The organism is Streptomyces sp. NRRL S-118, from assembly GCF_000716335.1.
Taxonomy (GTDB): Bacteria; Actinomycetota; Actinomycetes; order Streptomycetales; family Streptomycetaceae; genus Streptomyces.
Genome location: NZ_KL591005.1, coordinates 105,938 through 131,059 on the forward strand (window position 1 = coordinate 105,938; position 25,122 = coordinate 131,059).

General features: G+C 72.1%; 27 protein-coding genes and 3 pseudogenes. 9 read left to right on the top strand and 21 right to left on the bottom strand.

Going from position 1 to position 25,122, the window contains the following annotated elements; all coding sequences use genetic code 11:
- Window positions 1–180: 180 nt before the first annotated feature.
- The gene (locus IH00_RS43980; protein ID WP_063835363.1) at window positions 181–543 is read left to right on the top strand and encodes a hypothetical protein; all 363 of its coding nucleotides are present in this window, start codon (window positions 181–183) and stop codon (window positions 541–543) included.
- Between the two features lie 103 nt (window positions 544–646).
- Here the strand turns inward: IH00_RS43980 and IH00_RS43985 are convergent.
- Window positions 647–950, bottom strand: a pseudogene (locus IH00_RS43985) (hypothetical protein); the annotation flags it as partial.
- A 37-nt stretch (window positions 951–987) separates the two neighbouring features.
- On the opposite strand from IH00_RS43985, the gene IH00_RS0112050 reads away from it, so the two are divergent.
- The 3 genes from IH00_RS0112050 to IH00_RS0112060 all read left to right on the top strand — a co-directional run bounded on the left by IH00_RS0112050 (window position 988) and on the right by IH00_RS0112060 (window position 3,760).
- A complete protein-coding gene (locus IH00_RS0112050; protein ID WP_031072566.1) occupies window positions 988–1,218 on the top strand; it encodes a hypothetical protein in 231 nt (76 codons plus the stop codon).
- 36 nt (window positions 1,219–1,254) lie between these two features.
- Complete coding sequence (locus IH00_RS0112055) at window positions 1,255–2,445, top strand: TerD family protein (protein ID WP_031072568.1); 1,191 nt, start codon at window positions 1,255–1,257, stop codon at window positions 2,443–2,445.
- A gap of 520 nt (window positions 2,446–2,965) precedes the next feature.
- Entirely contained in the window at window positions 2,966–3,760 is a 795-nt protein-coding gene (locus IH00_RS0112060) for an SDR family NAD(P)-dependent oxidoreductase (RefSeq protein WP_031072570.1), read from the top strand.
- Window positions 3,761–3,823: 63 nt separating this feature from the next.
- On the opposite strand, the gene IH00_RS0112065 is transcribed toward IH00_RS0112060, so the two are convergent.
- The gene (locus IH00_RS0112065) at window positions 3,824–5,296 is read right to left on the bottom strand and encodes a hypothetical protein (RefSeq protein ID WP_031072572.1); all 1,473 of its coding nucleotides are present in this window, start codon (window positions 5,294–5,296) and stop codon (window positions 3,824–3,826) included.
- 210 nt (window positions 5,297–5,506) lie between these two features.
- On the opposite strand from IH00_RS0112065, the gene IH00_RS0112070 reads away from it, so the two are divergent.
- A complete protein-coding gene (locus IH00_RS0112070) occupies window positions 5,507–7,378 on the top strand; it encodes an endonuclease/exonuclease/phosphatase family protein (RefSeq protein WP_031072574.1) in 1,872 nt (623 codons plus the stop codon).
- A gap of 39 nt (window positions 7,379–7,417) precedes the next feature.
- Here the strand turns inward: IH00_RS0112070 and IH00_RS0112075 are convergent, their stop codons facing one another.
- The 8 genes and pseudogenes from IH00_RS0112075 to IH00_RS0112110 form a co-directional block, all read right to left on the bottom strand.
- Window positions 7,418–8,137: an antibiotic biosynthesis monooxygenase gene (locus IH00_RS0112075; protein WP_107064448.1), complete on the bottom strand. Its 720-nt coding sequence runs from the start codon at window positions 8,135–8,137 to the stop codon at window positions 7,418–7,420.
- Between the two features lie 202 nt (window positions 8,138–8,339).
- Entirely contained in the window at window positions 8,340–8,639 is a 300-nt protein-coding gene (locus tag IH00_RS0112080) for a DUF4235 domain-containing protein (RefSeq protein ID WP_078887713.1), read from the bottom strand.
- Window positions 8,640–8,644: 5 nt separating this feature from the next.
- Window positions 8,645–8,905, bottom strand: coding sequence for a DUF3618 domain-containing protein (locus tag IH00_RS0112085; RefSeq protein ID WP_031072585.1), 261 nt, complete (start codon window positions 8,903–8,905; stop codon window positions 8,645–8,647).
- On the bottom strand, window positions 8,902–9,291 hold the full coding sequence (locus tag IH00_RS0112090; RefSeq protein WP_031072588.1) for a phage holin family protein: 390 nt from the start codon (window positions 9,289–9,291) through the stop codon (window positions 8,902–8,904). The genes IH00_RS0112085 and IH00_RS0112090 overlap by 4 nt, the downstream gene beginning before the upstream one ends.
- 123 nt (window positions 9,292–9,414) lie before the next feature.
- Window positions 9,415–9,624, bottom strand: a complete 210-nt coding sequence (locus IH00_RS0112095; RefSeq protein WP_031072590.1) for a hypothetical protein — start codon at window positions 9,622–9,624, stop codon at window positions 9,415–9,417.
- A 93-nt stretch (window positions 9,625–9,717) separates the two neighbouring features.
- The gene (dapD, locus tag IH00_RS0112100; protein ID WP_031072592.1) at window positions 9,718–10,710 is read right to left on the bottom strand and encodes a 2,3,4,5-tetrahydropyridine-2,6-dicarboxylate N-succinyltransferase; all 993 of its coding nucleotides are present in this window, start codon (window positions 10,708–10,710) and stop codon (window positions 9,718–9,720) included.
- 138 nt (window positions 10,711–10,848) lie between these two features.
- Window positions 10,849–11,409: pseudogene (locus IH00_RS0112105) on the bottom strand (TetR/AcrR family transcriptional regulator); the annotation flags it as partial.
- Window positions 11,409–11,552 (bottom strand): annotated as a pseudogene (locus IH00_RS0112110) (QacE family quaternary ammonium compound efflux SMR transporter); the annotation flags it as partial. The pseudogenes IH00_RS0112105 and IH00_RS0112110, both read right to left, overlap by 1 nt.
- Window positions 11,553–11,651: 99 nt before the next feature.
- Between IH00_RS0112110 and IH00_RS0112115 the strand changes: the two are divergent.
- The gene (locus IH00_RS0112115) at window positions 11,652–12,710 is read left to right on the top strand and encodes a DUF7847 domain-containing protein (RefSeq protein ID WP_234334833.1); all 1,059 of its coding nucleotides are present in this window, start codon (window positions 11,652–11,654) and stop codon (window positions 12,708–12,710) included.
- Between the two features lie 100 nt (window positions 12,711–12,810).
- On the opposite strand, the gene IH00_RS0112120 is transcribed toward IH00_RS0112115, so the two are convergent.
- The 8 genes from IH00_RS0112120 to IH00_RS0112155 all read right to left on the bottom strand — a co-directional run bounded on the left by IH00_RS0112120 (window position 12,811) and on the right by IH00_RS0112155 (window position 19,444).
- The gene (locus tag IH00_RS0112120; RefSeq protein WP_031072598.1) at window positions 12,811–13,149 is read right to left on the bottom strand and encodes a metal-sulfur cluster assembly factor; all 339 of its coding nucleotides are present in this window, start codon (window positions 13,147–13,149) and stop codon (window positions 12,811–12,813) included.
- Window positions 13,146–13,610, bottom strand: coding sequence for a Fe-S cluster assembly sulfur transfer protein SufU (gene sufU / locus IH00_RS0112125; RefSeq protein ID WP_031072600.1), 465 nt, complete (start codon window positions 13,608–13,610; stop codon window positions 13,146–13,148). Before sufU ends, IH00_RS0112120 begins: the two co-directional genes overlap by 4 nt.
- A 12-nt stretch (window positions 13,611–13,622) precedes the next feature.
- Entirely contained in the window at window positions 13,623–14,879 is a 1,257-nt protein-coding gene (locus IH00_RS0112130) for a cysteine desulfurase (RefSeq protein ID WP_031072603.1), read from the bottom strand.
- Between the two features lie 88 nt (window positions 14,880–14,967).
- Window positions 14,968–15,732: a Fe-S cluster assembly ATPase SufC gene (gene sufC, locus IH00_RS0112135; protein WP_031072604.1), complete on the bottom strand. Its 765-nt coding sequence runs from the start codon at window positions 15,730–15,732 to the stop codon at window positions 14,968–14,970.
- Window positions 15,733–15,739: 7 nt separating this feature from the next.
- Complete coding sequence (locus IH00_RS0112140; protein ID WP_031072606.1) at window positions 15,740–16,057, bottom strand: non-heme iron oxygenase ferredoxin subunit; 318 nt, start codon at window positions 16,055–16,057, stop codon at window positions 15,740–15,742.
- On the bottom strand, window positions 16,057–17,253 hold the full coding sequence (gene sufD, locus IH00_RS0112145; protein WP_031072607.1) for a Fe-S cluster assembly protein SufD: 1,197 nt from the start codon (window positions 17,251–17,253) through the stop codon (window positions 16,057–16,059). Before sufD ends, IH00_RS0112140 begins: the two co-directional genes overlap by 1 nt.
- A 56-nt stretch (window positions 17,254–17,309) precedes the next feature.
- Window positions 17,310–18,725, bottom strand: a complete 1,416-nt coding sequence (gene sufB, locus IH00_RS0112150; protein WP_031072608.1) for a Fe-S cluster assembly protein SufB — start codon at window positions 18,723–18,725, stop codon at window positions 17,310–17,312.
- Complete coding sequence (locus IH00_RS0112155) at window positions 18,722–19,444, bottom strand: helix-turn-helix transcriptional regulator (RefSeq protein WP_031072609.1); 723 nt, start codon at window positions 19,442–19,444, stop codon at window positions 18,722–18,724. Before IH00_RS0112155 ends, sufB begins: the two co-directional genes overlap by 4 nt.
- Before the next feature lie 309 nt (window positions 19,445–19,753).
- On the opposite strand from IH00_RS0112155, the gene IH00_RS0112160 reads away from it, so the two are divergent.
- Genes IH00_RS0112160 through IH00_RS0112170 form a run of 3 tightly spaced genes read left to right on the top strand, consistent with a single transcriptional unit; the run spans window position 19,754 to window position 22,468 of the window.
- On the top strand, window positions 19,754–20,680 hold the full coding sequence (locus IH00_RS0112160; RefSeq protein WP_031072610.1) for an ABC transporter ATP-binding protein: 927 nt from the start codon (window positions 19,754–19,756) through the stop codon (window positions 20,678–20,680).
- Entirely contained in the window at window positions 20,677–21,444 is a 768-nt protein-coding gene (locus IH00_RS0112165) for an ABC transporter permease (protein WP_031072613.1), read from the top strand. Before IH00_RS0112160 ends, IH00_RS0112165 begins: the two co-directional genes overlap by 4 nt.
- 46 nt (window positions 21,445–21,490) lie before the next feature.
- Window positions 21,491–22,468 carry a COX15/CtaA family protein gene (locus tag IH00_RS0112170; protein ID WP_039946796.1) on the top strand — a complete coding sequence of 326 codons (978 nt, stop codon included), beginning with the start codon at window positions 21,491–21,493 and terminating at the stop codon, window positions 22,466–22,468.
- A 7-nt stretch (window positions 22,469–22,475) separates the two neighbouring features.
- Here IH00_RS0112170 and IH00_RS0112175 read toward each other — a convergent pair whose 3' ends face one another.
- The 3 genes from IH00_RS0112175 to IH00_RS0112185 all read right to left on the bottom strand — a co-directional run bounded on the left by IH00_RS0112175 (window position 22,476) and on the right by IH00_RS0112185 (window position 25,063).
- Window positions 22,476–23,612 carry an amidohydrolase family protein gene (locus IH00_RS0112175; RefSeq protein ID WP_052411339.1) on the bottom strand — a complete coding sequence of 379 codons (1,137 nt, stop codon included), beginning with the start codon at window positions 23,610–23,612 and terminating at the stop codon, window positions 22,476–22,478.
- Between the two features lie 107 nt (window positions 23,613–23,719).
- The gene (locus IH00_RS0112180; RefSeq protein ID WP_031072619.1) at window positions 23,720–24,064 is read right to left on the bottom strand and encodes a hypothetical protein; all 345 of its coding nucleotides are present in this window, start codon (window positions 24,062–24,064) and stop codon (window positions 23,720–23,722) included.
- 57 nt (window positions 24,065–24,121) lie between these two features.
- Window positions 24,122–25,063 (bottom strand): heme o synthase, encoded by a 942-nt coding sequence (locus tag IH00_RS0112185; protein WP_031072621.1) that lies wholly within the window; start codon window positions 25,061–25,063, stop codon window positions 24,122–24,124.
- Between the last annotated feature and the right edge of the window lie 59 nt (window positions 25,064–25,122).

Genomic DNA, 25,122 nt, shown 5'->3' on the forward strand with positions numbered 1-25,122 from the left:
GAAGTCCTCCGCGCGGATCTACCGGATCTCACTGACGACGTGGGGGTGGATGCTCACCGGCGAACCGGCGCCGACCGGACCCGCCCGCCGGGGCGCGAAGCCGCCTGTCTTCCCCCTCGCCGCGATCGACGACCCGGCGCTGCCGGAAGCGCTGGCAGGGCGACGGCGCGGGCGGACGAGATGGACGCCGACACCGTCAACCGCGAACTGTCCATCGCGCGCAAGGCGATCGGCCGGTGGCAGCACCAGGGCTGGATCGACGGCGACCCGACGATCGGGATCGAGCGGCGGCCGGCACCACCGGACCGCACCAAGGCCCTCGCCGAGAACCAGATCGCCGCCCTGTGGCGCCTCGACGTCGCCCTGCGGGAGAAGACGCTCTGGAAGATGCTCCACGAGTCCGCCGCGCGGGCCGACGAGGTGCTGTGCCTGAACGTGGAGGACCTGTATCCGCAGGCGAGCGGGGCAGGATCACTGCCAAGGGCGGGGCGACGGAGTGGATTCACTGGCAGTCCGGCACCGCCCGGCTCCTGCCCCGACTGATCGCCCGGCGCACCCGCGGCCCGCTGTTCCTCACCGACCGCAAGGCCCCGGCCGGAACCCCGACGCTAGACGTGTGCCCGGAGACAGGCCGTGCTCCGCTCTCCTACCGCCGGGCCGAGGAGATTTTCGAGGAGAACACCCGGCTCCTGGCCAACCCGCTCGCCAGCGCGTGGGCGGCGTCGGCGGCGAGTGTGCCCGGGGAGTCGCCCATGCCGCCGACGACCGTGAAGTTGGCGCCAGGACGGTGTCCGCGCGAGCGTGCTCGGCGAACGGCGGCAGCACCGCGTCCGCGCCGCCGCCCGTGCAGGGCAGCACCACGCCGTCCGCGACGGCCAGGATGTGCGCGGGTCGGCGCCCGGGTTGGCCCCGCAGCGGTACGCGGCCGGGTCGGCGTGCAGCAGGACGCGGGGCAAGCACCTACCACCCCCGGGCACGATGCCGCACATGCCCCGCCCCCATGGATTCCGCTACGTGTCCCACGCCGACGGCACCGTCGAGATCACCCACCGCGGCCGCCCCGCCGGCACCCTGCGCGGCGCCCGCGCGGAGAAGTTCCGCGCCGAGGCCGCGTCCGGCGACGCCCAGCTGGTAGGGGCCCGCTGGACCGGCGCGTACAAGCACGGCAACGAACGGGCGGCCCGTGACCACCCGCGTAACCGGAGTGGCCGAAGGTAAGGGAACGGCAAAGGGGCTCCGCTCGTTACGCCTGGCATGACAGCTATGACCCCCGGCTCGAACATCCCCCTCACCGCCACCCGAGTGGCGGTGGACGTCTCCGCGCCCGTGCGCCTCGACGTATCGGGCCTGCTGCTCACCGCCGACGGCAAGGTGCGCTCCGACGACGACTTCATCTTCTACAACCAGCCCGCCGGCCCCGGTGTCACCTACCGCTCCGGCGGCGGTACCGCCCCCGACGCGATCACCGTGGACACCGCCGCCGTGCCGCCCGGCATCGAGAGGATCGTCGTCACCGCCAGCCCGGACGCCGCCGGGCAGACGTTCCAGGGCGTCGAGCCGACGGCGACAGTGCGCAACGCCGACGACGGCACCGTCCTCGCCACCTTCACCCCGCCCCGGCTCGGCACCGAGACCGCGCTGATCGTGGTCGAGGTCTACCGGCGAGGCGGCGCCTGGAAGGCCCGCGCGGTCGGCCAGGGGTACGCCGACGGGCTGGCCGGGATCGCCACCGACTTCGGCGTGTCCGTGGACGAGGAACCCGCGGCGGCCCCTGCGCCCGCCCCCACTCCCGTGGCCCCCGCGCCGGTCGCCGCTCCCCCGGCCCCGGCCGCTCCCCCGGCGGCGCCCGCCGCCCCACCCGCCTCCGGCAAGATCAATCTCGACAAGGGCCGGGTCAGCCTCCAGAAGAACCAGACCGTCTCCCTCGTCAAGGGCGGCCGCCCGCTGCTCTCCCAGGTCAGGATGGGCCTCGGCTGGGAGCCCGCGTACCGCGGCAAGGACATCGACCTCGACGCCTCCGTCATCGCCTACGGGCCCCAGCGCAACCACCTGGACAGCTGCTACTTCGGCAAGCTCTCCATCCTCGGCGGTGCGGTCAAGCACTCCGGCGACAACCTCACGGGCGAGGGCGCCGGCGACGACGAGGTGATCACGGTCGACCTCGGCCGGCTGCCTGCCGAGGCGACGGGCCTGGTCTTCACGGTGAACTCCTTCTCCGGGCAGAAGTTCACCGAGGTCGCCAAGGCGTACTGCCGTCTGATGGACGCCGCGACCGGCGAGGAACTGGTCCGCTTCGACCTCACCACCGCCGAGCCGCAGACCGGCGTGATGATGGCCAAGCTCATCAAGCAGTTCTCGGGCGAGTGGGAGATGACCGCGATGGGCGACTTCGTGAAGTCCCGTACGGTCCGGGGGATGGTGAAGCCGGCCGCCCAGGCGCTCTAGCGACCCGGCTCCCCGGCGCTGTGCCGCCGGGGGGCCGGCGCGGAGTCCTCCGCGTCCCGGCGTCCTTCGCGTCCCGGCCCTCGCCTGCGCCGGGCGCCCTCCCCCGTACCCCCCGGCCCTCGCGGGCGCCGGGCGCCCTCCCTCGTCCTCCCGAGCCACAGCCCGGGGAGCGGCGGACCACGCAGGGGGCTCGGCGGCCCGGCGCCGGACCGGTGGCGCACGAAGCGGTCGGCGGCGCCGGGGCACGGCCGGCCGCGGGGCGCCCCGCCCCGGCGGCGGCCACGGCCGAGCGCCCCGCAGGGTGGTGACGTCACCTCGCCGGACGCACAGCGGCCGGGGCCGGCGTCGGGGGCGCGTTGCCCCACGGCCCGCACCGCCCCACGGCCCCGGCCCCCGCGGGCCCCGCCCTCCGGTGCACGACCGCCCGCCCGGCACCGGCGACGCCCCGCCGGCCAGCGGCACGACCCGTCCCGCCCGGCCCTCGCCGCACCACCCCGTCCACCACCGAAAGGCGCCTCCCATGAACAGTGCCGGTTCTCCCGGTCCGCCCCGCTTCCCCGCCACGGGGCGCCGCGTGCTCGTCAGCGGCGCCTCCCGGGGACTGGGCCGGGCCGTCGCCCGGGCGTTCGCGGCCAACGGCGACCGCGTGGCCGTCCATTACGGCTCGCGCGCGGACGAAGCGCGCCGGACCCTGGAGTCGCTGCCGGGCACGGGCCACGCACTCGTCCACGGCGACCTGACGGACCCGGCGCAGGCCGCCCGCGTGGCCGGGGACGCCGCCTCCGCGCTCGGAGGTCTGGACGTCCTGGTCAACAACGCGGCGGTGAACGTCCGGCACCCGCTCGCCTCGACGCCGTACGAGGAGTGGGCGGCGGTCTGGCAGCAGCACGTCGCCGTCAACCTGCTCGCCACGGCGAACCTGAGCCACCTCGCCGCACGCCGCATGATCGACCAGGGCACCCGCGGACGCATCGTCAACATCGGCTCCCGCGGCGCCTTCCGGGGCGAACCGGACCACCCCGCCTACGGCGCCACCAAGGCCGCCGTCCACGCGCTGGGCCAGTCCCTGGCGGTCTCCCTCGCTCCGCACGGGATCGCCGTGTCCTCCGTCGCCCCCGGGTTCTTCGCCACCGAGCGGGTCGCGGACCGGCTGACGGGCGCGGAGGGCGAGGAGATCCGCGCCCAAAGCCCGTTCGGCCGGGTGGCCGCCCCCGAGGAGATCGCCGCCGCGGTGCTGTGGCTGGCCTCCCCGGAGGCGGAATGGTCCTCGGGCACGATCCTGGACCTCAACGGCGCTTCGCACCTGCGCACCTGAGAGCGGTGCGCGGCCGCCGCGCGGGCGGTGCGGCGGGCCCGCCGTGGGACGGGCCGGCGTGCGTCACGCGCCCGCGCGCGAGCGGGCCTTGAAGGCGGCCTTGCGCGCCTCCTTGGCGATCCGCTTGTCGCGGTGCAGACGGCCCATCGCCTCCAGCACCTCGGGGGTCGCCGGGTGCTCCACCCGCCAGGCCGCGTCGAAGAAGCCGCCGTGCTGGCCGGTCAGGCCCTCCACGAGGTCCTGGAGCTCCTCCAGTTCGCCCTCCGCGTCGAGCTGCGCCGCGATCGTGTCGATGGCGAGCCAGAAGATCATCGACTCGGGCGGCGCCGGCACGTCGGCCGCGCCCCGCTCCGCGAGCCACACCCGGGCCAGCCCGCCCAGCTCGGGGTCGTCCAGCACCTCCCGTACGGCGGGTTCCGCCTCCGCGCCAGCGAGGGCGAGGGCCTGCTGGCAGTGGAGGCGGCGCAGCGGCGAGCCCGGGTCGGCGCCCTTCGCCGCCGCGAGCAGTTCCCGTGCCGCGGCCAGCGGTTCCCGCCGCGCCAGCCACTCGCCGGTCTCGGCCCGCGCCGACGCCTCGGGGAAGCGGGCGACGCCCTCCAGCAGCGCGTCCGCGCCCTTGTCCGCCAGCTCGCCGACGGCCGGCGCCGCGACGCCCGCCTCCAGCATGCGCTGGCGCACCCCGTACAGGCCCAGCGGTGTGAGCCGCACCAGCCCGTACCGGGAGACGTCCTCGTCGTCGCCGACCGCGACGGCCTCCGCGTCGCCCTCCTCCGCCATCAGCGCCTCGTCGACCGGGGTGTACTCGACGAGCCCGATGGGCTCCAGCACGCGGAACTGGTCGTCCAGCCGCATCATGGCCTCCGACACCTGTTCCAGGATGTCGTCGGTGGGCTCCCCCATGTCGTCCGGCACGATCATCGAGGCCGCGAGGGCGGGCAGCGGTACCGGGCCGGGTGCCGTCCCGGCGGTCCCCGCACCGCCGGCGCCCGTCTCCGTCACGGACAGCAGGTACAGGTTCCCCAGCACCCCGTGGAGGAACTCGGCCTCCCGCTCGGGGTCCCAGTCCAGCGCCTCCAGGTCGATCTCGCCGTTGTCGCCGATGACGTCCGCGAAGTCGTCGAGCAGCGGTGCGGTCGCGTCCGCGAACACCGTCTCCAGGCCGTCGAGCCACAGGGCCAGCACGTCCTGCGGTGAACCGCCCGTCACCAGCGGGAGGTTCTCGCCCGCCTCCACCGCCCCGTGCCCCGCTTCCTCCACCGGCTCCTCGACCTCGACCAGTCCGGTGTCGACGGCGACCCGCCAGGCCTCGCTCGCGTACGCCGCCCCGTCCTCGTCCGCCGCGAGCCCGAGCGCCTCCGCGGCGGCCGGCAGCAGCTCCTCCACCAGCTCGCCCCCGGCACCGACCCGGGTCTGCGGTCCCGCCCAGCGGGCGAGCCGGACGGCCCGGGCCAGCAGCGGGGCCGCGAGCGCGTCCCGCGCCAGCTCCGCGTCCGAGGGCAGCCGCACCGGCGGCAGGGTGGGACGGTCTGACGACATCAGGGGTCTCTCCTCGGGATACGGGGACGGGTCCAGGCGGGCCCCAGCGTAGACGCATTTGGGTGCATGTCCGCTGGTTCATGTACCGGTCAACGCCCGTACACCCGGCAACCCTTGACAAGTACCCGGCGAACACAAGACATTGACGCGCGTAGATCTGTTGTCCGGATCCAACCCCTCACGCACCTCCCACACCATCGGAGCCTTTCCATGTCTTCCTCCCTGCCGAGAGCCGCGTCCAGCACCGCCCACAGAGCGGCTGCCGTCTCGGCCGTCGTGGCCGCCGCGCTGGCCGCCGGCCTGCTCGCCGCCTCCCCCTCGGCGTTCGCCGACGACGCGAGCACGAGCGCGGACGCGATACGCATCCACGACATCCAGGGCTCCACCCGCATGTCCCCGCTCGCCGGCCGCCAGGTCACCGCCGTCCCGGGCATCGTCACCGGCGTGCGCACCTACGGCTCCCGCGGCTTCTGGATCCAGGACCCGCAGGCCGACGCGGACCCGGCCACCAGCGAGGGCGTGTTCGTCTACACCGGCTCCGCCCCGACCGTCGCCGTGGGCGACTCGGTCACCGTCTCCGGCACCGTGACCGAATACGTCCCGGGCGGCACGTCGTCGGGCAACCAGTCCCTGACGCAGATCACCAAGCCCACGGTCACCGTGGTCTCCTCGGGCAACGCGCTCCCCGCGCCGGTGACCGTCTCCGCCCGCTCGGTGCCCTCCGCGTACGCGCCCGAGGGCGACCCGGCGGCCGGCGGTTCCATCAACGGCCTGACGCTCCGGCCCGGTTCGTACGCCCTGGACTACTACGAGTCCCTGGAGGGCACGAACGTCCGCATCGGGACCTCCCGCGTCGTCGGCGCCACCGACCCGCACGCGGAGCTGTGGGTGACGGTGAAGCCGTTCGAGAACGCGAACCGGCGCGGCGGCGCGGTCTACGGCTCGTACACCGCCCAGAACACCGGCCGCCTCCAGATCCAGTCGCTGACCCCGCTCGCCCAGCAGCCGTTCCCCAAGGCGGACGTCGGTGACTGGCTGACCGGCTCGACCGAGGGCCCGCTGGACTTCAACCAGTACGGCGGCTACACCCTCACCGCCCGCACCCTCGGGACGGTCGCGAACCTGGGTCTGGAGCGCGAGGTCACCGAGAAGCAGCGTCCGAGCGAGCTGGCGGTGGCGACGTACAACGTCGAGAACCTCGACCCGACGGACCCGCAGGAGAAGTTCGACGCGCTGGCCAAGGCCGTGGTGGAGAACCTGGCCTCGCCCGACATCCTCGCCCTGGAGGAGATCCAGGACAACAACGGCGCGAAGAACGACGGCACGGTCGCCGCCGACCTGACGGTGAAGAAGTTCACGGACGCGATCGTCGCGGCGGGCGGCCCGGCGTACGAGTGGCGCAGCATCGACCCGGCGAACAACAAGGACGGGGGCGAGCCGGGCGGCAACATCCGCCAGGTCTTCCTCTTCAACCCCGAGCGTGTGTCGTTCACCGACCGCGCGGGCGGCGACGCGACCACGGCGACCGGTGTCGTGCGCGAGCAGGGCCGGGCGGCCCTCACCCACTCCCCCGGCCGCATCGCCCCCGCGGACGCGGCGTGGGACAACAGCCGCAAGCCGCTCGCGGGCGAGTTCACCTTCCGCGGCCGCACGGTCTTCGTGATCGCGAACCACTTCGGCTCCAAGGGCGGTGACGAGTCGCTGGTCTCGCACCACCAGCCGCCGAACCGTTCCTCCGAGACCAAGCGCCTGCAGCAGGCCCAGGCGGTGAACACCTTCGTCAAGGACATCCTGAAGGTCCAGCGCACCGCCGACGTCGTGGTCCTCGGCGACATCAACGACTTCGAGTTCTCGGCGACGACCAAGGCGCTGACGGACGGGGGCGCGCTGTACCCGGCGGTCCTGTCACTGCCGCGCCCGGAGCGGTACTCGTACGTCTTCCAGGGCAACAGCCAGGTGCTGGACCAGATCCTGACCAGCCCGTCGATCCGGCACTTCGAGTACGACAGCGTCCACATCAACGCGGAGTTCGCGGAGCAGAACAGCGACCACGACCCGCAGGTGCTGCGCTTCCGCCCGTAGCGTCCGCGCCGGCCGCCGGACGACCGGCGGCCGGCCCGGTCAGCCGCCCGCGCTGAAGTGCAGCGCGGGCGTGTACCGCCGCACGCCGCCGCCGACGGCACCCGGGTACGTCTTCACCTTGCGCCACTGCGGGGTGGCGCCCCCGATCCCGTCGCCGGGGGCGGCGAGCGCCTCGATGTGGGCCTCGGCGCTCTCCCATTCGGCGTAGTTGAGGACGCGGGTGCCGTCGAGGCTGGTGTGGAAGGTCCCGGAGATGCCGCCCGGGTGCGGGTGCGGATCGGTCTCCAGCGCCTCGAACACGCCGTCCACCCAGTCCCGTTGCCGCTCGTGGTCCGGCCCGTCGAACGCGACGTCCACGATGACGACGCATCCCGGGACGCGAGGGCCGCCGGCGCCCAGCCCTGTCCTCCGGTAGAGCTCGTACGAGGCGATGCCCACCCGCTCGATGCCGGGCACGGCCGCGTCGATCTCGTCGTTCCGGTCGTCGCGGTACCGGGTGAAGAACTCCTGGTGGGCCGCTTCGTCCCGCCACTGCGAATAGTGGAAGAGGGTGTCGCCGTCCTCCCCGGCGTGGACGGTGTACGACAGGAGCCCGGCGAACGGCCAGTCGCGGGTCTGCCACGCCTTCGCGATGGCGTCCAGGGTGGCGCGCTGCCGCTCGGGCGTGCCCACCCCCCATGTACTGGCCTTGACGACCCCGACGCCCGAGCGGGTGAGGTCGGGACGCGCACCGGTCCCGTACGCGGTGATCACCTGCATGACTGCCTGCCTCCTGGCTGCCGCCCCCCTGTGGTGCGGCCGGGCACCCATCATGAAAGCTCAAGTCCGCTTGAGGTCAAGGGTGTCCGGGTCGCCGCACACGCGACCCCGCCACCGCGCCGCGTGATGCGGTGCGATGACGGGGTGACGGGTGTGACGGGGTGAGCCGACCGGCCGGAGGGCGCGGCGCCACCGGGGGCGGTCAGCCCGGCCAGGTGCCCGTCAGCCGGCGGACTCCCATGGCGCCGGAGCGGTCCACCGCCGCCTTGACCACCGCGAAGATCGCGCCTTCCAGTGCGGCGGCCAGCAGGATTTCCTTCCACTCCCGTTCCTCGTCCATGGCGTCCGGGGCGTCCCCGCTGCCGAGGGCCGCCCAGGCGCGGGAGAAGAGGCTGCTGGCGACGGCACCGCCGGCCATGCCCAGCAGGATGCCGACGGGCCGGTAGAGGATCTTCTGCTTCTTCTTTTTCTTCTGCTTGTTCTTGTACTGCTTGCCGGCCACGCCGGTCACCCCCACTTCCCGGTCCGGCGGAGCTGCCACACGGCGACGCCCGCCACCACCACCATGGCGACGGCGGCGAGGATCTGGCGCGGGTGCTGCCGGACGGGTTCGGGGGTCTTCTCGTGCATCAGGTGGGCGGCGCGTGCCTTGACATCTGTCCTGGCCATCAGCTGGTCGATGGTCTCGCCCAGCTCCTGCCGCTTGCGGGCCGCTTCGCGGCGCAGTTCGTCAGGTCCGGCGAGCTTCGGCGCCTCACGACGTGTCATCGGTGGACCCTCTCCTTGATCTCGTGGACGTCGGAACGCATCCCGTCGATCGCCCGCTCGGGCTTGGGCGGCACCGCGCGCTTCAGCTGGCTGCGGCCCAGGGCCGCGAGGATGCCCGCCAGCACCAGGAACAGTCCGGTGGCGATGAGCACCGACGCCCAGACGTCCAGGGCGAGGTTCAGCAGCGCCGCCACGGTGGCCCAGATTCCGATCAGTCCGACGTAGCCGACGGCGGCCGCCGCACCCAGCAGCCCGCCGCCCTTGCCGGCGCGTTTGCCTTTCTGCATCATCTCGGCCTGCGCCGTGCGCATCTCGGTCTTGACCAGGTCGGAGAGCTGTTCCGACGCCTGCTTCACCAGCTCGCCGACCGACGGTTCTCCGGCCATGCCAGATCGCCTCCCATCTCGTACGGGGAGGATCGAGTACCCGCGCGTACCGCTTCGAACCGTGGGGACGACGCAGCCCGCCGACCAGGGCGGTCGGCGGGCTGTGCGGGGCCGGGGGCCGGCTCAGGAACCGTTGACTTCGTTGCTGCCGAGGATGGAGACGTGTTCGAGCACGTCCTCCATCGGGTCGTCGATCTGGCCGATCGACAGCAGCGTGATGTGGTGACCGTTGTCGGAGGCGGTGCGGGCCTCGTCGGCGTGGGCGGCCGTGCCGGACGAGAACACGGCCACCAGGGCGAATACGCCGGGAACGATCAGCCTGCCGGTCTTCATATGAGCAGTCCCTCGCCTTGCCGATCCGTGTGACATCCGCGCTGACCTGTCTATCCGTCCTGCGGACGGAAAGGTCACGCGGATTCACCCGGATCAGTTGTGGCTGTGGAGGATGTCGTTGAGCCCGCCCCACACCGCGTTGTTCGGGCGGGCCTCGACGGCGCCGGTGACCGAGTTGCGGCGGAAGAGGATGTGGGAGGCGCCGGACAGCTCGCGGGCCTTGACGACCTGGCCGTCGGGCATCGTCACGCGGGTACCGGCGGTGACGTACAGCCCGGCTTCGACGACGCACTCGTCGCCGAGGGCGATGCCCACGCCCGCCTCGGCGCCGACGAGGCAGCGCTCGCCGATGGAGATGATGACGTTGCCGCCGCCGGAGAGGGTGCCCATGGTGGAGGCACCGCCGCCGATGTCGGAGCCGTCACCGACGACGACGCCGGCGGAGATGCGGCCCTCGACCATGGAGGTGCCGAGGGTGCCGGCGTTGAAGTTGACGAAGCCCTCGTGCATGACGGTGGTGCCGGCGCCGAGGTGCGCGCCGAGCCGGACGCGGTCGGCGTCGGCGATGCGGACGCCCTTGGGCAGCACGTAGTCCGTCATGCGCGGGAACTTGTCGACGCTGGTGACCTGGAGGTGCAGGCCCTCGGCGCGGGCGTTGAGCCGGACCTTCTCGACGTCGTCGACGGCGACGGGGCCCAGCGAGGTCCAGGCGACGTTGGCGAGCAGGCCGAAGATGCCGTCCAGGTTCTGGCCGTGCGGCGCGACCAGCCGGTGGCTGAGCAGGTGCAGGCGCAGGTAGACGTCGTGCGCGTCGAGCGGCTTGTCGTCGAGGGAGGCGATGACGGTGCGTACGGCGACGACCTCGACGCCACGGCGCGCGTCGACGCCGATGGCCTTGGCGGCGCCTTCCCCGAGGGCGTCGACGGCCTGGTCGGCGGTGAGCCGCTCGGTCCCGGCGGGCCCGGGGGCCTCGGTGAGCTCGGGGGCGGGGAACCAGGTGTCGAGAACGGTGCCGTCGCCGGCGAGGGTGGCGAGGCCGGCGGCGACGGCGCCGGTGGTACGTGGTGCGGACGGTGCAGAAGTCATGCAGGAAACCTAACCGTCGCTCCCCCTCGCAGGCGAACCGGTCTCACCGGCCGAACGCCCTTCCGCACCCCCGTCCTGCCCGCCCCGGTCCTCCACGTCCTCGTCCTTCGCGCCCCGCGGCCCGGGTGCCGTCCTCCCGGTGGCGGGCCCGGCCAGCAGGCGGGCCAGCACGTCCCGCGCGTACGGTTCGTCGTACGGGGCTCCGGTGAGGAGCACCTGCAGGCAGATGCCGTCCATGAGGGCCGCCAGGGCTCGTGCCGTGACGGGATCCGTCCGGTGCGCCAGGGCCGCGACGACGCCGTCGGTCCACTCGGCCGCCACCGGCCGCAGGGCGGGGCGGCGCAGGGCGGCGAGGTAGAGCTCGTACTCCAGCTCCACGCCGGTGCGCTCGCCGCCGAGCCACCGGCCCATCAGCCGCGCCAGCGCGTCCGCCGGGTCGGCCCGCGGGTCGGCCAGGGCACCGCTGTCCCGCACGGTGGCGGCGAACCCCTCGTTGGCCTGCCGCAGGGCCGCCACCAGCAGTTCGTCGAGGGACGAGAAGTGGTACGTGGTGGATCCGAGCGGTACGTCGGCCTCGGCGGCCACCGTGCGGTGGGTGAGCCCGGCGATGCCGCTGCGCCCGACGACCCGGATCGCCGCGTCGATGATGCGGCTGCGCCGGTCGGGGTCGTGGCGGCGCCGAGCGGGTGGCGGTGGCATCAGTGGGCCCCGCCGGGGTTCAGCACGACCACGCCCCCGATCACCAGCGCGACCCCGGCCCCTTCGGCGGGGCCGGCCGCCTCGCCCAGGAACAGCGTCCCGACCGCGGCGACCGCGGCGGTGCCGACGCCCGCCATGGCTGCGGCGAGCAGTCCGTATCCCATGTGTACGAGCGTACACATGGGGTCCGTATAACGTGTCCACGTCAGGGGCGGAGATCAACAGGGAGCAGTGGACGACACATGACGCAGCACATGGGGTGGGGACCGGGCTGGGGCGGCTGGGCTCCGCCTCCGCCGCCCAGGCCCGGAGTGATACCGCTCGCCCCGCTCGGCGTCGGCGACGTCCTGGGCGGAGCGCTCTCGGCGCTCGGCCGCCACTGGAAACAGCTGCTGGGCCTGGCGGCCGCCGCCTACGGAGTGGTGGCCGTGGTCTTCGGCGGGGCGCTCGTCGTGGCGTACTCCGCCCTCCGGGACGAGATAGAGCGTCTGCCGCACTCCGACGAGGGCCTCGCGCCGCTCCTGTTCACGCTGGGCGGGCTGTACGTCGTGGGGGTGCTGCTCCTGCTCGTCGCCAACGCGGTGATATACGCGAGCTGCCCGGCCGTGCTCCAGGACGCGGTGCTGGGCCGGACCACCACGCTCGCCGCCGTCTGGCGCCGCGTACGGCCGCGGCTGGCCGCGGTGCTCGGCACCGTGCTGCTCACGAGCCTGATCGCGCTGGTGCCGCTGCTGCTGTTCGCGGTGGCGTTCGGCGCGCTGTTCCTCTCGCTCTTCGCCGCGCTGGGCGCCGGCGACCTGGAGTTCTCGGGCTACGCCTGGGTGATCCTCTTCGGCTTCCTGGGCGCGCTGCTCACCGGTGTCCTGGCCGTCTGGCTGTGGGTGAGGTTCAGCCTCGCCCCGGCGGCCGCCGTCTTCGAGGGGCAGGGCACCCTCGCGGCGATGACCCGTTCGGCGCATCTCGTTCGCGGCTCCTGGTGGCGGATCTTCGGCATCTCCCTGGCGGGCTGGCTGCTCGCCGCGATCGCGAGCTATCTCATCCAGCTGCCCTTCTCGCTCCTGTCCATGGCCCCCGGTCCCGCTGTCGCGGAGGACGGCCAGGACGGCACCACCATGATCGCCGTCATCGTGACGGCTCTGGTGTTCGGGCTGCTCACCCAGGTGGTGGGGCAGATCCTGACGGCCGCCTACCCGCAGCTGGTGACAGGGCTGCTCTACGTCGACCAGCGCATCCGCAAGGAGAACCTGGCCCCGGCCCTGGCCGAGGCGGCGGCCGTCCCGTCCGCGCCCGTCACCACGTGAGCCCCGTCTCCGGCCGCGGCACATCGGTCCGGTACGGAGGACGGCCATGCCCCCGGGTCCTCCCGGGGGCATGGCCGTCGCAGCGGTGGGGCGGGGCGCGTCAGACGTTGAAGCCGAGGGCGCGCAGCTGCTCGCGGCCGTCGTCGGTGATCTTGTCCGGACCCCACGGCGGCATCCAGACCCAGTTGATCTTCAGCTCGTTGACGATGCCGTCCGTCGCGGCCTTCGCCTGGTCCTCGATCACGTCGGTCAGCGGGCAGGCCGCGGACGTCAGCGTCATGTCCAGCGTCGCGATGTTCGCGTCGTCGATGTGGATGCCGTAGATCAGGCCGAGGTTGACGACGTCGATGCCCAGCTCGGGGTCGACGACGTCGTACAGCGCCTCGCGGATCTCTTCCTCGGTCGCCGGCTTCATCTGGGCCGTCTCGTTCTCGGTCATGCGGTCTTCCTCTCCGCGCCCTCACCCATCACCTGGGCCGTCGCGTCCTTCCAGGCCATCCAGCTCAGCAGGGCGCACTTCACCCGGGCCGGGTACTTGGAGACGCCGGCGAACGCGACCGCGTCCTCCAGCACCTCCTCCATGGCGTCGTCCGGCTCGATCCGGCCCTTGGACTGCATCAGCTCCAGGAAGGTGCCCTGGATCCGCTGCGCCTCGGCGAGGTCCTTGCCGACGAGGAGTTCGTTCAGGACGGAGGCGGACGCCTGGCTGATGGAACAGCCCTGGCCCTCGTACGACACGTCCGCGACGCGCGTCCCGTCGTACTTCACGCGCAGGGTGATCTCGTCGCCGCACGTCGGGTTGACGTGGTGCACCTCGGCGTCGCCGTCCCGCAAGCCCCGCCCGTGCGGGTTCTTGTAGTGGTCCAGGATGACGTCCTGGTACATCGAATCCAGCTTCACAAGCAGCCGCCTCTACCCGAAGAAGTTACGGACGTGCTCCAGCCCCGCGACCAGGGCGTCGACCTCGGCCGGAGTGGAGTACAGATAGAACGACGCCCGCGTGGTCGCAGGAATTCCGTACCGCAGGCAGACGGGACGCGCGCAGTGGTGGCCGACGCGGACCGCGATGCCCTGCTCGTCGAGGACCTGGCCCACGTCGTGCGGGTGGATGTCGCCGAGCGTGAAGGAGATCGCCGCGCCCCGGTCCTCGGCCGTCACCGGGCCGATGATCCGCAGGCCCGGAACCTCCTGCAGGCGCTGGATCGCGTACTCCGTGATCGCGTGCTCGTGCGCGGCGATCCGGTCCATGCCGATGGCGGAGAGGTAGTCCACGGCCGCGCCGAGGCCGACGGCCTGCGCGATCGGGGGCGTACCCGCCTCGAACTTGTGCGGCGCGGGGGCGTACGTCGACGAGCTCATCGAGACGGTCTCGATCATCTCGCCGCCGCCGAGGAACGGCGGGAGGTCCTCCAGCAGCTCCTGGCGGCCCCAGAGCACACCGATGCCGGTCGGGCCGCACATCTTGTGGCCGGTGAAGGCCACGAAGTCGGCCTGGAGGGCCTGGACGTCCAGCACCATGTGCGGGGCGGCCTGCGACGCGTCGATCAGCACCAGCGCGCCGACCTCCTGGGCGCGGCGCACGATCGCCTCGACCGGGTTGAACGTGCCCAGGATGTTGGAGACCAGCACGAAGGAGACGATCTTCGTCTTCTCCGTGATGACCTCGTCGATGCGGGAGAGGTCGAGCCGGCCGTCGTCGGTCAGCCCGAACCACTTCAGCTTCGCGCCGGTGCGCTGCGCCAGCAGCTGCCACGGGACGATGTTGGAGTGGTGCTCCATCTCCGTGATGACGATCTCGGTCTCGCGGTCGACCCGGTAGGGCTCGTCGGCCCAGCCCAGCATGTTCGCCACGAGGTTGAGCGACTCGGAGGCGTTCTTGGTGAAGATCACCTCGTCGCGGCTCGGCGCGTTGATGAACGCGGCGACCTTGTCGCGCGCGCCCTCGTACAGCGCCGTGGCCTCCTCGGCCAGCACGTGCACGCCGCGGTGCACGTTGGCGTTGTGCTGCTCGTAGTACTCACTGAGCACGTCGAGGACCTGGCGCGGCGTCTGCGAGGTCGCCGCGTTGTCCAGGTACACGAGCTTCTTGCCGTCGTGGAGCACCCGGTCGAGGATCGGGAAGTCCTTGCGGATCGTCTCGGTGTCGAGAAGGCCCGGCAGCTGTGTCACGCTGCGCCCCTTTCGTGTGCTTCTCCGCCCGCGAGGCGCACCCGCGAGTCGCAGGTCGTCCGCGGGCCGGTGGCCTCGCGCGCGTCGATCACTGGGATACGCCGCCCTTCGTGTACGACTCGTAGCCCTCGGCCTCGAGCTTGTCGGCGAGCTCGGGGCCGCCCGACTCGACGATGCGGCCGCCTGCGAAGACGTGGACGTGGTCCGGCTTGATGTAGCGCAGGATGCGCGTGTAGTGCGTGATCAGCATGGTGCCGACCTCGCCGCTCTCGCGGACGCGGTTGACGCCCTCGGAGACGATGCGCAGCGCGTCGACGTCCAGACCGGAGTCGGTCTCGTCGAGGATCGCGATCTTCGGCTTGAGGAGCTCGAGCTGGAGGATCTCGTGGCGCTTCTTCTCACCGCCGGAGAAGCCCTCGTTCACGTTGCGCTCGGCGAAGGCGGGGTCCATGTTGAGGCGCTCCATGGCCTCCTTGACCTCCTTCACCCAGGTGCGCAGCTTGGGGGCCTCGCCGCGGACGGCGGTGGCGGAGGTGCGCAGGAAGTTGCTCACCGAGACGCCCGGGACCTCGACCGGGTACTGCATGGCGAGGAAGACGCCGGCGCGGGCGCGCTCGTCGACGGACATCTCCAGGACGTCCTCGCCGTCGAGGGTGACGGAGCCGCCGGTGATCGTGTACTTGGGGTGGCCCGCGAGCGAGTACGCGAGCGTCGACTTGCCGGAGCCGTTGGGGCCCATGATGGCGTGGGTCTCGCCCTGCTTCACGGTCAGGTCGACGCCCTTGAGGATCTCCTTCGTGGCGTTGTCGGCCTCGACGGAGACGTGCAGGTCGCGGATTTCAAGCGTTGCCATGGGTGACTCAGGACTCCTGGGTGACGGAGACGAGCACATCGTCCCCTTCGATCTTTACGGGGTATACGGGGACGGGGCGCGTCGCGGGAAGGCCGGACGGCTTGCCGGTGCGGAGGTCGAAGGCGGAGCCGTGGAGCCAGCACTCGATCTGGCAGTCCTCGACCTCGCCCTCCGAGAGCGAGACGTTCGCGTGCGAGCAGATGTCGTGGATCGCGAACACCTCCCCCTCGGTGTGGACGACGGAGACCGGCGTGCCGTCGATCTCCACCCGCTTCGGGGTGTCCTCCTCCAGCTCGCTCAGCCCACAGGCGCGGACATACGGCATCAGACCGACGCCTCCAGCTCGGCCTCGATCTTGGCCATGAGGCGCTCCTCGACGTCCGGCAGGCCGATCTGCTGCACGAGCTCGGCGAAGAAGCCGCGGACGACGAGGCGGCGGGCCTCGGTCTCCGGGATGCCGCGGGCCATCAGGTAGAAGAGCTGCTCGTCGTCGAAGCGGCCCGTGGCCGAGGCGTGACCGGCGCCGGCGATCTCGCCGGTCTCGATCTCCAGGTTCGGCACGGAGTCGACGCGGGCGCCGTCCGTGAGGACCAGGTTGCGGTTCATCTCGTAGGTGTCGGTGCCCTCGGCGGCGGCCTGGATGAGGACGTCACCGATCCACACGGCGTGGGCGTTGTCGCCCTGCAGCGCGCCCTTGTAGGCGACGTTGGACTTGCAGTGCGGGGTGTTGTGGTCGACGAGGAGGCGGTGCTCCTGGTGCTGGCCCCGCTCGGTGAAGTACAGGCCGAACAGCTCGGCCTCGCCGCCCGTGGCGGCGTACTTCACACGCGGGTGGAGGCGGACGACGTCCCCTCCGAAGGTGACGACGACCGACTTGAAGGAGGCGTCGCGGCCGACCAGCGCGTTGTGCTGGCCGACGTGGACGGCCTTCTCGTCCCAGTCCTGGATCGAGACGACGGTGAGCTTGGCGCCGTCGCCGAGCAGGTAGTCGACGTTGGCGGCGAGCACCGCGTCACCGGTGTGGTCGATGACCACGACGGCCTCGGCGAACGCGCCGAGCTCGACGACCTGGTGGCCGAAGGCGGTGCCGCCCTCGCCGTGCACGGAGATCCGGATCGGCTCGGTGAGCACGGTCTCCTTGGGCACGGTGACGACCGAGGCCTTCTCGAACGCGGAGTACGCCTGGGCGGCGACCCGGTCCACCGGGGTGCCGGCCTTGCCGAGCCGCGCGTCGTCGCGGCCGACGGTCTCGACGGTGACGCCCTCCGGCGCCTCCACCTCGACGCGCACGCCGTCGCCGGTGGCGACCGCGGTGCCGTCGTGGAGACCGCGCAGCCGCTCCAGCGGCGTGAACCGCCACTCCTCCTCACGGCCGTGCGGGACGGGGAAGTCCGCGACGTCGAAGGACGGGGGGGCGCTCATGCGGGTGGCGACGGTGGACTCGGCGGCCACCGCGATGGAGCCGGCGGTGGTGGAGCCCGCCGGGATGGTCCCCGTCGGGTTGTTCTGGGCCTCAGCCATGGCTGTCGTGTTGCTCTCTTCCTACGTGAAAACCGGGTACGGACGGCGGGACGGCGTCAGCCGACCGCACCCTCCATCTGCAGCTCGATCAGCCGGTTGAGCTCCAGCGCGTACTCCATGGGCAGTTCCTTGGCGATCGGCTCGACGAACCCGCGCACGATCATGGCCATGGCCTCGTCCTCCGACAGGCCGCGGCTCATCAGGTAGAAGAGCTGGTCCTCGGAGACCTTGGAGACGGTCGCCTCGTGGCCCATCGACACGTCGTCCTCGCGCACGTCGACGTACGGGTACGTGTCCGAGCGGGAGATCGTGTCGACGAGCAGGGCGTCGCACAGCACGTTCGACTTGGAGCCCGGGGCGCCCTCACCGATCTCGATGAGACCGCGGTAGGAGGTGCGGCCGCCGCCTCGCGCCACCGACTTGGAGACGATGTTGGAGGAGGTGTTCGGGGCCATGTGCACCATCTTGGCGCCGGCGTCCTGGTGCTGGCCCTCGCCCGCGAAGGCGATGGACAGGGTCTCGCCCTTGGCGTGCTCGCCCATCAGGTAGACGGCCGGGTACTTCATCGTCACCTTGGAGCCGATGTTGCCGTCGACCCACTCCATGGTCGCGCCCTCGTAGGCCACGGCACGCTTGGTGACCAGGTTGTAGACGTTGTTCGACCAGTTCTGGATCGTCGTGTAGCGGCAGCGGCCGCCCTTCTTGACGATGATCTCCACGACGGCGCTGTGCAGCGAGTCCGAGGAGTAGATCGGGGCGGTGCAGCCCTCGACGTAGTGGACGTAGGCGTCCTCGTCGACGATGATCAGCGTCCGCTCGAACTGGCCCATGTTCTCCGTGTTGATGCGGAAGTAGGCCTGGAGCGGGATGTCGACGTGCACGCCCTTCGGCACGTAGATGAACGAGCCGCCGGACCACACCGCGGTGTTCAGCGACGCGAACTTGTTGTCGCCGACCGGGATGACCGTGCCGAAGTACTCCTGGAAGAGCTCCGGGTGCTCCTTGAGCGCGGTGTCCGTGTCGAGGAAGATCACGCCCTGGGACTCCAGGTCCTCGCGGATCTGGTGGTACACGACCTCGGACTCGTACTGCGCGGCGACACCGGCGACGAGGCGCTGCTTCTCCGCCTCGGGGATGCCGAGCTTGTCGTACGTGTTCTTGATGTCCTCGGGCAGGTCCTCCCAGGAGGCGGCCTGCTTCTCCGTGGAGCGGACGAAGTACTTGATGTTGTCGAAGTCGATGCCCGACAGGTCGGAGCCCCAGTTCGGCATGGGCTTCTTGTCGAAGAGGCGCAGACCCTTGAGGCGGAGCTTCAGCATCCACTCGGGCTCGTTCTTCTTCGCGGAGATGTCGCGGACGACGTCCTCGGAGAGACCGCGCTTGGCGGCGGCACCGGCCGCGTCCGGGTCGGCCCAGCCATATTCGTACCGACCCAGGCCCTCGAGCTCGGGGTGGCTGATCTCGGTGGTCATGCGGGGTTCCTCCCGGCCGTGCTTGCGGATGCTGTTGGTGTGGTGTGCGGGATGTAGGTCGTGCAGACTCCGTCGCCGTGGGCGATGGTCGCCAGTCTCTGCACGTGGGTCCCGAGCAGGCGGCTGAAGACCTCGGTCTCCGCCTCGCACAGCTGCGGGTACTGCTCGGCGACGTGGGCCACCGGGCAGTGGTGCTGGCACAGCTGCTGTCCGACCGGCGCGTTGCGCGCCGTCGCAGCGTACCCGTCGGCGCTCAGCGCCTTGGCGAGCGCCTCGGCGCGTTCCTCGGGCGCCGCGGCCTCGACGGCTTCGCGGTACGCCTCGGCCTGCGCCTCCACCCGGTCCCGCGCGAACGCGGCGACCGCGGCTTCCCCGCCGGCGTTCTGCTCGATCCAGCGCAGGGCGTCGACGGCGAGCGTGTCGTACGACTGGTCGAAGGCGTCCCGGCCGCAGTCCGTCAGCGCGAACACCTTGGCCGGCCGGCCGCGGGTGCGGGCGCCGTAGACGCGCTGCTCGCGGGGGGCGACGACGTCATCGGCGACGAGCGCGTCGAGGTGGCGGCGGACGGCGGCCTGAGTGAGGCCGAGCCGCTTCGCGAGCTCGGCCACCGTGGAGGGCCCGTGGTCCAGGATGGACCGCGCGACCCGGTTGCGCGTGGAGCGCTCCCCGGTCGCGAGCTCCTCCACCGGAGCGTCGTGAGCCTGTCCGACGTTTTTCACAACGCCATTGTTGCGTAATTCCTCGGAGAGTGACAAGCGAGGCCGATCAGGCACCACGGTGCCGTACGTCACTAAGGGAAACCTAACCTGACCTGCGGAAACGATCAATGGTGGGATGTTTCCGCCGACCCGTCCCCGACCCCTCTGACCGGCCCTTATCCCTCTCCCGCCGCTGTGGGACACCCCCGCCGGAGCCCGTCGGCGGCGCCCGGACGGGCGCGCCGGGGCAGGCGCGCGGGAGGGTCCCTCTTCCGGCCGATGCCCCCACCCCGGCCCCGTCCACCGCCCGGCGCTCCTTAGACTTCCCGCATGCGATACGAGTCCGTCGTACAGGTCCGGGGCCTCGTCAAGCGGTACGGGACCAAGACCGCCGTCGACGGGCTCGACCTCGACGTCCGCGCGGGTACGGTCACCGCCGTCCTCGGGCCCAACGGCGCCGGCAAGACCACCACCGTCGAGACCTGCGAGGGCTACCGCCGCCCCGACGCCGGCACCGTCCGCGTCCTGGGGCTCGACCCCGTCGCCGACGCCGCCCGCCTGCGCCCCCGCATCGGCGTGATGCTCCAGTCCGGCGGCGTCTACTCCGGCGCCCGCGCCGACGAGATGCTCCGCCACATGGCCGGGCTGCACGCCCACCCGCTCGACGTCGACGTGCTGATCGAGCGCCTCGGCCTCGGGTCCTGCGGCCGGACGACGTACCGCCGGCTCTCCGGCGGCCAGCAGCAGCGCCTCGCGCTGGCCATGGCCGTCGTCGGACGGCCCGAGCTGGTCTTCCTCGACGAGCCGACCGCCGGCCTCGACCCACAGGCCCGGCGCGCCACCTGGGCCCTCGTCCGCGAGCTGCGCGCCGACGGCGTCGGGGTCGTGCTGACGACCCACTTCATGGACGAGGCCGAAGAGCTCGCCGACGACATAGCGATCATCGACGCGGGCCGCGTCGTCGCCCAGGGCAGCCCCGAGGAGCTCTGCCGCGGCGGCGCCGAGAACACCCTGCGCTTCACCGGCCGCCCCGGCCTCGACCTCGGCTCGCTGCTGAAGGCGCTGCCGGACGGCACCGCCGCCGCCGAGCTCACGCCGGGCGCGTACCGGATCAGCGGCACCGTCGACCCCCAGCTGCTCGCCACCGTCACCACGTGGTGCGCGCAGCACGGGGTGATGCCCGACCGCATCTCCGTCGAGCGGCACACCCTCGAAGACGTCTTCCTCACCCTCACCGGCAAGGAGCTGCGCGCATGAGCGCCGGGACCTACACGCCCAAGCCCGGCGCGGCACCCGTCGGCCGGATGATCGCCGCGCAGGCTGCTCTCGAGACGAGGATGATGCTCCGCAACGGGGAGCAGCTGCTGCTCACCGTGATCATCCCCTCCCTCCTCCTCGTCCTGTTCTCCACGGTCGACATCGTCGACACGGGGAGCGGCGAGGCCGTGGACTTCCTGGCCCCCGGCGTCCTCGCGCTCGCCGTGATGTCGACCGCCTTCACGGGGCAGGCCATCGCGACCGGCTTCGAGCGGCGGTACGGGGTGCTCAAGCGCCTCGGCGCGTCGCCGCTGCCCCGCTGGGCGCTGATGGCGGCCAAGACGGTCTCCGTCCTCGTGACGGAGGTGCTGCAGATCACCCTCCTCACGGTGATCGCGCTGGCGCTCGGCTGGTCGCCGCACGGCAACCCCCTCTCCGTCCTCCTGCTGCTCCTGCTCGGAACGGCCGCCTTCTCGGGGCTCGGTCTGCTGATGGCCGGCACGCTGAAGGCGGAGGCGACACTGGCCGCCGCGAACCTGGTGTTCCTGCTGCTCCTCGTGGGCGGCGGGGTGGTGGTGCCGCTGGAGAAGTTCCCGGACGCGGCCCGCGCGGCGCTGGAGCTGCTGCCGATCTCGGCGCTGTCGGAGGGCCTGCGGGACGTGCTGCGCGGCGGTGCGCCGATGCCGTGGGGCCCGGCGGGGATCCTCGCCGTGTGGGCGGTGCTCGGCCTGGGCGCTGCGGCGCGTTTCTTCCGCTGGGAGTAGCCCTACCGGGGGGGCTCGTGAACGCATGCACAAGCACACGCCTACGATGGAGTCCGTGTTGACCCCCCTCGCCTATATCGCCCAGCGCTGGACACCCTCTCCCAAGACGGTCCGGCGCGCCGCACTCTCCGCCGTCGTCATGACCGTCGTCATCATCGTGACGGGCGGCGCCGTCCGGCTGACCGGTTCCGGGCTCGGCTGCGACACCTGGCCCAAGTGCACGGACGACAGCCTGTTCACCACGTCCGAGCAGGGCATCCACGGAGCGATCGAGTTCGGCAACCGGTTGCTGACGTACGTGGTGTCGGCGGCGGTGGGCTGGTTCATCATCGCGGCGCGCGCGGCAAAGCCGTGGCGGCGGGAGCTGAGCCGGATGGGCTGGCTGCAGTTCTGGATCGTGGCGCTCAACGCCGTCATCGGCGGCATCACGGTGCGCCTCGAGCTCAACCCCTGGACGGTGGCCGTCCACTTCCTCGCCGCCAACGCGCTGCTGACGGTGACCACGCTCAGCTGGCTGCGCACCCGTGAGGGCGACGGCGCGGCTCGCCCCCGCGTGCCGGGGCCCGTGCGGAAGCTGGGCTGGACGCTGGTGGTCGTCGCCGGGCTGCTGGTCGCGGCGGGCACGACGGTGACGGGCTCGGGGGAGCACGCGGGCGACAGCAGCGACGTACCGCGCATGCCGTTCGACTACACCTCCGTCGCCCAGATCCACGCGCTCTTCGCCTGGGCGGTGTGCGCCCTTGCGCTGGCCATGTTCTTCGTGCTGCGCGTGGTGGACGCCCCGGACGACACCCGGGCGCGCGCCCGCGACCTGCTTCTGGTGCTGCTGGCGCAGGGCGGGATCGGGTACGTGCAGTACTTCACCGGCGTGCCGGAGATCCTGGTGGGCCTGCACATGCTGGGCTCGTCCCTGATGTGGATCGCGGTGCTGCGTCTGGCGCTGAGCCTGCGCGAGCGGCCGTCCGCCACGCCGGACATCCCCGCCCGGCAGCCGGACGCGGTGGGCGTCACGGCGACCGTCTAGGGGCCGTTCACCGATCCGGCCTGATCGACGGGACACCCCCTGGCCAGGGCCGCCCGTCCGGGCCGGCCCGCAGCCCGTACACCCGCCGGGCGTTTCCCGCCGCGATCATGCCGGCGACGCGCTGCGCGTCCGTACGGGACCAGGCGCCGGCGTCCACCCAGTCGGCCAGCACGTTACCGAGCGCCTCGCGGAACACCCGCGCGCCCACCACGTGCAGCTCGGGCAGTCCGCGGGCGCCGCTGGAGAACAGCAGCTTGCCGAAGGGCGCCAGCTCCAGCATCTCCGCGAGCACGGCCGACGCCCGGGGGCCGGTGCGGGCCAGGGTGGCCCCGAGGTCGGCGTACACGTGGGGGAAGACGCTCGTCAGGTGGGCGGCCTGCCGGTGGTGCGGGTAGCCGTGCAGCAGCACCAGGTCCGTGCCGAGTCCGCTGGTGGCGGCCGCGAAGCCGGCGAGCCGTATCGGGTCCTCGACTCCCACGTGGAGCTGGAGGGGCCGCCCCGAGGAGACCGCGATCCACAGCAGGTGGCGCAGCAGGACGGGGTCGGTGAGCGGCTCGCCCGCGCGGCGGCCCGCCAGCCAGCGGCCGGCCGCGCCGCGCACCTCGCCGGGGCCGGGCGGATCGGGCGCGTGCACCAGCCCGTGCCGCGCGGCGGCGACGGAGGCGAAGGCGACGGCGGAGAGCGCCGCGCCGTGGACGGCCTCGGCGAGGTTGGACAGGAGTCCCTCGACCGTGCCGGAGGTGTCGGCGACCTGCTCGGCGAGGAGTTCGAGGCGGACGATCTCGTGGGCCTCCGCGTCACCCGCGGCGGCGATCTCCACCGGACCGGTGAGGTCGCCCGGCAGTCCGGTGTCCACCAGATAGGTGGAGATACCGGTGGAGCGCAGGAGCCGCCGGCCCGACTCCAGGACGCCGAGCTCACGGCGGCGGGCCAGGTACCGGGCGGGCGGGCAGTGCGGCTCCAGGCCGAGGAGCGGCGGGCACCAGCGCCGTACCGCGAAGCCGGTCTGCGTGTCGAAGAACGTGGTGCCGGGCGCGGGCTGACCCCCGGTCCTGCCGAGATGGGCCTCGAACGTACCGAGGCCCAGTTCCGTGCGGAGCACCCCGTGGCAGTACTGGTCCACCAGCGTCGGGGTGTCGATCATGGCGGGGGCTCCCTGCGTGGCTGAACCGTCACAGGTCCTAACGGGTGACCCCCGCCCGAGGTGTTGCCCCGGATGCCGCCGCAGTCGCTGGAGCCCCGGATGCCGCCTCAGCCGTTGGAGGGGCCGCCGATCTGGATGCCGGCCATGCGGGTCCACTCGTACGGTCCGGTGCGCACCTTCGCCGCCAGGTCGCCGTCGAACTCGTCGTGGAGCGTGAGCCCGGCCTTCTCGGCGGCGGACTTCGCGACCTCGTGCGTGGGGGCGACGAGGTCGCCCCAGCCGCCGTCCTCGCCCACGAGCACGATGCGGGTGCCCATCTGGCCGATGTAGGCCAGCTGTCCCTCGGCGCCGCCGTGCTTCTCGGAGAACGCCTGGATCTGCTTGGCGAGCCGGGAGATCCTGCGCTCGGCCTGCTTGCCGCCCTGCTTGTCCGCCTGCTTGGTGTCTGCCATGAACAGGATGCTACCGACCAGTAGGGAAACTGGCCAGAGTCATCGGCACCACACGCCTCAGCGCAGGAACGGGTCCACCGCGACCGCCACGAAGAGCAGCGACACGTACGTGATGGACCAGTGGAACAGGCGCATCTCCTTGAGCTTCGCGCCCGTTTCCCCCGCCTTCGCGCGGGCCTGGAGCGCATGCGCCTCCCACAGCCACCAGCCGCCCGTCGCGAGCGCCACGGCGGTGTAGAACCAGCCGGTGTAGCCGAGCGGCGTCAGCAGCAGGGAGACGGCGACCATCACCCAGCTGTAGAGGACGATCTGGCGGGCCACCACCTTGTTGGAGGCGATGACGGGGAGCATGGGCACACCCACGCGCGCGTAGTCCTCCTTCACCTTCATCGACAGCGGCCAGTAGTGCGGCGGCGTCCAGAAGAAGATGACGAGGAAGAGGATGACGGCGGCCCAGGACATCGAGTCGGTCACGGCCGACCAGCCGATGAGGACCGGCATGCAGCCGGCGATGCCGCCCCACACGATGTTCTGCGCGGTACGGCGCTTGAGGATCATCGTGTAGACGACCACGTAGAAGAGCAGCGCGCCGAGGGACAGCCAGGCGGACAGCCAGTTGACGAGCAGGCCGAACCAGACCGTGGAGACGACCGCGAGCACGAGGCCGAAGACGAGCCCCTCGCGCGGCGAGACCATGCCCGTGACCAGCGGCCGCTGGGACGTGCGGTCCATCAGGGCGTCGATGTCACGGTCGATGTACATGTTCAGGGCATTGGCGCCACCCGCGGAGAGGTACCCGCCGAGGCAGGTGTTGACCACCAGCCACAGGTCGGGCACGCCCTGCTCGGCCAGGAACATCACCGGAACGGTGGTGATGAGCAGCAGCTCGATGATCCGCGGCTTGGTCAGCGCCACGAACGCCTTGACGCGGGCCCCGAATGGCCGGTTGCCGGTGCTCGTCCCGAGAACACCCGCTGGACGGGATTCGACGGCCGTCACGCACACCCCTGACAGAGACATCCCAGCAAGTCGCGCCGGGCGTGAAGGCCCGGTAAAGA

Excerpts from the sequence above, each read along its gene's own strand:
- IH00_RS43980 (WP_063835363.1), top strand. The coding sequence starts at position 181 with ATGGACGCCGACACCGTCAACCGCGAACTGTCCATCGCGCGCAAGGCG.
- IH00_RS0112050 (WP_031072566.1), top strand. The coding sequence starts at position 988 with ATGCCCCGCCCCCATGGATTCCGCTACGTGTCCCACGCCGACGGCACC.
- IH00_RS0112055 (WP_031072568.1), top strand. The coding sequence starts at position 1,255 with ATGACAGCTATGACCCCCGGCTCGAACATCCCCCTCACCGCCACCCGA.
- IH00_RS0112060 (WP_031072570.1), top strand. The coding sequence starts at position 2,966 with ATGAACAGTGCCGGTTCTCCCGGTCCGCCCCGCTTCCCCGCCACGGGG.
- IH00_RS0112065 (WP_031072572.1), bottom strand. The coding sequence starts at position 5,296 with ATGTCGTCAGACCGTCCCACCCTGCCGCCGGTGCGGCTGCCCTCGGAC.
- IH00_RS0112070 (WP_031072574.1), top strand. The coding sequence starts at position 5,507 with ATGTCTTCCTCCCTGCCGAGAGCCGCGTCCAGCACCGCCCACAGAGCG.
- IH00_RS0112075 (WP_107064448.1), bottom strand. The coding sequence starts at position 8,137 with ATGCAGGTGATCACCGCGTACGGGACCGGTGCGCGTCCCGACCTCACC.
- IH00_RS0112085 (WP_031072585.1), bottom strand. The coding sequence starts at position 8,905 with ATGACACGTCGTGAGGCGCCGAAGCTCGCCGGACCTGACGAACTGCGC.
- IH00_RS0112090 (WP_031072588.1), bottom strand. The coding sequence starts at position 9,291 with ATGGCCGGAGAACCGTCGGTCGGCGAGCTGGTGAAGCAGGCGTCGGAA.
- IH00_RS0112095 (WP_031072590.1), bottom strand. The coding sequence starts at position 9,624 with ATGAAGACCGGCAGGCTGATCGTTCCCGGCGTATTCGCCCTGGTGGCC.
- dapD (WP_031072592.1), bottom strand. The coding sequence starts at position 10,710 with ATGACTTCTGCACCGTCCGCACCACGTACCACCGGCGCCGTCGCCGCC.
- IH00_RS0112115 (WP_234334833.1), top strand. The coding sequence starts at position 11,652 with ATGACGCAGCACATGGGGTGGGGACCGGGCTGGGGCGGCTGGGCTCCG.
- IH00_RS0112120 (WP_031072598.1), bottom strand. The coding sequence starts at position 13,149 with ATGACCGAGAACGAGACGGCCCAGATGAAGCCGGCGACCGAGGAAGAG.
- sufC (WP_031072604.1), bottom strand. The coding sequence starts at position 15,732 with ATGGCAACGCTTGAAATCCGCGACCTGCACGTCTCCGTCGAGGCCGAC.
- IH00_RS0112140 (WP_031072606.1), bottom strand. The coding sequence starts at position 16,057 with ATGCCGTATGTCCGCGCCTGTGGGCTGAGCGAGCTGGAGGAGGACACC.
- sufD (WP_031072607.1), bottom strand. The coding sequence starts at position 17,253 with ATGGCTGAGGCCCAGAACAACCCGACGGGGACCATCCCGGCGGGCTCC.
- sufB (WP_031072608.1), bottom strand. The coding sequence starts at position 18,725 with ATGACCACCGAGATCAGCCACCCCGAGCTCGAGGGCCTGGGTCGGTAC.
- IH00_RS0112160 (WP_031072610.1), top strand. The coding sequence starts at position 19,754 with ATGCGATACGAGTCCGTCGTACAGGTCCGGGGCCTCGTCAAGCGGTAC.
- IH00_RS0112165 (WP_031072613.1), top strand. The coding sequence starts at position 20,677 with ATGAGCGCCGGGACCTACACGCCCAAGCCCGGCGCGGCACCCGTCGGC.
- IH00_RS0112170 (WP_039946796.1), top strand. The coding sequence starts at position 21,491 with ATGGAGTCCGTGTTGACCCCCCTCGCCTATATCGCCCAGCGCTGGACA.
- IH00_RS0112175 (WP_052411339.1), bottom strand. The coding sequence starts at position 23,612 with ATGATCGACACCCCGACGCTGGTGGACCAGTACTGCCACGGGGTGCTC.
- IH00_RS0112180 (WP_031072619.1), bottom strand. The coding sequence starts at position 24,064 with ATGGCAGACACCAAGCAGGCGGACAAGCAGGGCGGCAAGCAGGCCGAG.